Below are 3,515 nucleotides of genomic sequence, written 5' to 3' on the forward strand. Positions count from 1 at the left end.
CCAGCGCGGAAACCGCACTTGAGGATGCGCAGGTAGCCACCCTCACGGGTAGCGTAACGCTTGCCCAGGTCGTTGAAGAGCTTACCAACGATAGCTTTCGAACGAGTACGGTCGAAAGCCAGACGGCGGTTAGCCAGGCTGTCTGTCTTGGCCAAAGTGATCAGCGGCTCAGCAACGCGACGCAGTTCTTTAGCTTTCGGCAGTGTAGTTTTGATCAGCTCGTGCTCGAACAGCGACACCGCCATGTTTTGGAACATGGCCTTGCGGTGCGAGCTGGTACGGCTCAGGTGACGACCACTTTTACGATGACGCATGGTTCATTCCTTACCAAACTCACGTTCGGTGATTACGACGATCAGGCAGTCGCCTTGTCGTCCTTCTTAAGACTTGCAGGCGGCCAGTTGTCGAGGCGCATGCCGAGGGACAGACCGCGGGAGGCCAGAACGTCCTTGATTTCAGTCAAGGATTTCTTGCCCAGGTTCGGAGTCTTCAACAGTTCTACTTCGGTACGCTGAATCAGGTCGCCGATGTAGTAAATGTTTTCCGCCTTAAGGCAGTTAGCCGAACGTACAGTCAGTTCCAGATCGTCAACCGGGCGAAGCAGGATCGGATCGATCTCGTCTTCCTGCTCGATTACCACTGGTTCGCTGTCACCTTTGAGGTCGACGAACGCAGCCAACTGCTGTTGCAGAATGGTTGCAGCGCGGCGGATAGCCTCTTCAGGATCCAGAGTACCGTTGGTTTCCAGATCAATAACCAGCTTGTCCAGGTTAGTACGCTGTTCGACACGGGCGTTTTCCACCACGTATGCGATACGGCGAACCGGGCTGAACGAAGAGTCAAGCTGCAAGCGACCAATGCTGCGGCTTTCGTCTTCATCGCTCTGACGCGAGTCGGCCGGTTCATAACCACGACCACGAGCTACGGTGAGCTTCATGTTCAGGGCGCCGTTAGACGCCAGGTTAGCGATTACGTGATCGGGGTTAACGATCTCGACATCATGATCCAGCTGAATATCGGCAGCGGTAACCACCCCCGAACCCTTCTTCGACAAGGTCAGCGTAACTTCGTCACGGCCGTGCAGCTTGATAGCCAGACCTTTAAGGTTCAACAGGATTTCAATTACGTCTTCCTGTACACCTTCGATGGCGCTGTACTCGTGGAGCACACCGTCAATCTCGGCCTCGACTACTGCACAGCCGGGCATTGAGGACAACAGGATGCGGCGCAGCGCGTTGCCCAGGGTGTGGCCAAAACCACGCTCGAGAGGCTCGAGAGTGATCTTGGCGCGGGTTGGACTGACAACCTGCACATCAATGTGGCGGGGTGTCAGGAACTCATTTACCGAAATCTGCATGGATGCACCTATTTTCTAGCCCTTACTTGGAGTAGAGCTCGACAATCAGGCTTTCGTTGATGTCGGCGGACAGATCACTGCGAGCAGGAACGTTCTTGAAAACGCCCGACTTCTTCTCAGTGTCTACTTCTACCCATTCTACGCGGCCACGTTGGGCACACAGATCGAGAGCTTGGACAATGCGAAGTTGGTTTTTTGCTTTCTCGCGAACTGCGACCACGTCACCAGCACGAACCTGGTAGGACGGAACGTTTACGGTCTGACCGTTAACGCTGATCGACTTGTGCGATACCAGCTGACGGGATTCGGCACGAGTAGAACCAAAGCCCATACGGTATACAACGTTGTCCAGACGGCATTCGAGCAGTTGCAGCAGGTTTTCACCAGTTGCACCTTTCTTGCCAGCAGCTTCTTTGTAGTAGCCGCTGAACTGACGCTCGAGAACGCCGTAGATACGACGGACTTTCTGCTTTTCACGCAGTTGGGTGCCGTAGTCGGACTGGCGACCGCGGCGTTGGCCGTGGATACCAGGTGCTGCTTCAATGTTGCACTTCGATTCGATCGCGCGCACGCCGCTCTTCAGGAAGAGATCGGTGCCTTCGCGACGAGCGAGTTTGCATTTTGGACCAATGTAACGAGCCATTCTTTACAATCTCCTGGATTACACGCGGCGCTTCTTCGGCGGACGGCACCCGTTGTGCGGGATTGGCGTCACGTCGGTGATGCTGGCGATCTTATAGCCACAGCCGTTCAAAGCACGGACAGCAGACTCACGACCTGGACCTGGACCTTTGACGTTAACGTCGAGGTTTTTCAGGCCATATTCCAGCGCAGCTTGACCAGCACGTTCAGCAGCTACTTGAGCAGCAAACGGGGTGGACTTGCGGGAACCGCGGAAACCCGAACCACCGGAGGTAGCCCAAGAAAGCGCGTTACCTTGACGGTCGGTGATGGTCACGATGGTGTTGTTAAAAGAAGCATGGATGTGGGCGATGCCATCAACCACTGTCTTTTTAACTTTTTTACGAGGACGAGCAGCAGGTTTTGCCATGATAATTTTCCTGTCGATTCGCTGGGGCGATTACTTGCGGATCGGCTTACGCGGACCTTTACGGGTACGCGCGTTAGTCTTGGTACGCTGACCGCGTACTGGAAGACCACGACGATGACGCAGACCGCGATAGCAACCGAGGTCCATCAAACGCTTGATTTTCATGTTGATTTCGCGACGCAGGTCACCTTCAGTGGTGAACTTCGCCACTTCGCCACGCAGCTGTTCAATCTGCTCGTCGCTCAGATCCTTGATCTTAGCGGCTGGGTTTACCCCAGCAACTGCGCAAATTTTCTGCGCAGTAGTGCGACCAACACCATAGATGTAGGTCAGCGAGATAACAGTGTGCTTGTTATCTGGAATGTTAACGCCTGCAATACGGGCCATTCAGTGGGACTCCAATTGACAGCTACCTACGCCCCGGAAGCCAAGAAATAGGGCGCGAGATAATATCGCTGTAATAACAAATAATCAACCCGGCAGCGCACTAGCTGCCGGGCTTCAAGCGGATCACACTCAGCCTTGGCGCTGTTTGTGACGCGGTTCCGCGCTGCAAATTACTCGAACAACACCTTCGCGGCGAATAATCTTGCAGTTACGGCACAGCTTTTTCACCGATGCACGAACTTTCATCACCAACTCCTCGAACCTTATGGGGTACTCAGCGCAACATGCCGCTGCCGTAGCCCTTCAGGTTGGCTTTCTTCATCAGGGATTCGTACTGGTGCGAAACGAGGTGCGATTGTACTTGGGACATGAAGTCCATCACAACCACGACCACGATCAGCAACGAGGTCCCGCCAAGGTAGAACGGAACGTTTGCTGCAACCACCAGGAACTGGGGCAGCAAGCACACGGCCGTCATATATAGAGCACCGAACAGGGTCAAACGAGTCAGAACGCCATCAATGTAGCGCGCAGACTGCTCACCTGGACGGATGCCCGGAATAAAGGCACCGGACTTCTTCAGGTTTTCCGCTACGTCTTTCGGATTGAACATCAACGCCGTATAGAAGAAGCAGAAGAAAATAATCCCTGCACTAAACAGCAGAATATTCAACGGCTGACCAGGAGCGATCGACTGAGAGAGGTCCTGCAGCCAGCCCA

The 3,515-nt window shown here is 54.3% G+C and carries 7 protein-coding genes; all 7 read right to left on the reverse strand.

Annotation, left to right across the window (positions count from 1 at the left end):
- Nucleotides 1-314 (reverse strand): 50S ribosomal protein L17 (gene rplQ / locus CFE47_RS30995; RefSeq protein ID WP_286842987.1); only part of this gene is annotated, 314 nt, incomplete at its 3' end.
- Between the two features lie 41 nt (nucleotides 315-355).
- Nucleotides 356-1,357 carry a DNA-directed RNA polymerase subunit alpha gene (locus CFE47_RS31000; protein ID WP_003176403.1) on the reverse strand — a complete coding sequence of 334 codons (1,002 nt, stop codon included), beginning with the start codon at nucleotides 1,355-1,357 and terminating at the stop codon, nucleotides 356-358.
- Between the two features lie 22 nt (nucleotides 1,358-1,379).
- Nucleotides 1,380-2,000 (reverse strand): 30S ribosomal protein S4, encoded by a 621-nt coding sequence (gene rpsD, locus CFE47_RS31005; protein ID WP_003176404.1) that lies wholly within the window; start codon nucleotides 1,998-2,000, stop codon nucleotides 1,380-1,382.
- 18 nt (nucleotides 2,001-2,018) lie between these two features.
- Entirely contained in the window at nucleotides 2,019-2,408 is a 390-nt protein-coding gene (rpsK, locus tag CFE47_RS31010) for a 30S ribosomal protein S11 (RefSeq protein ID WP_002555466.1), read from the reverse strand.
- Nucleotides 2,409-2,438: 30 nt separating this feature from the next.
- Nucleotides 2,439-2,795: a 30S ribosomal protein S13 gene (gene rpsM, locus CFE47_RS31015; protein ID WP_003194635.1), complete on the reverse strand. Its 357-nt coding sequence runs from the start codon at nucleotides 2,793-2,795 to the stop codon at nucleotides 2,439-2,441.
- 129 nt (nucleotides 2,796-2,924) lie between these two features.
- Complete coding sequence (gene rpmJ, locus CFE47_RS31020) at nucleotides 2,925-3,041, reverse strand: 50S ribosomal protein L36 (protein ID WP_002555468.1); 117 nt, start codon at nucleotides 3,039-3,041, stop codon at nucleotides 2,925-2,927.
- A gap of 28 nt (nucleotides 3,042-3,069) precedes the next feature.
- Nucleotides 3,070-3,515 (reverse strand): preprotein translocase subunit SecY (locus tag CFE47_RS31025; RefSeq protein ID WP_502695546.1); only part of this gene is annotated, 446 nt, incomplete at its 5' end.

The organism is Pseudomonas sp. PGPPP1 (assembly GCF_002255865.1).
Taxonomy (GTDB): Bacteria; Pseudomonadota; Gammaproteobacteria; order Pseudomonadales; family Pseudomonadaceae; genus Aquipseudomonas; species Aquipseudomonas cremoris.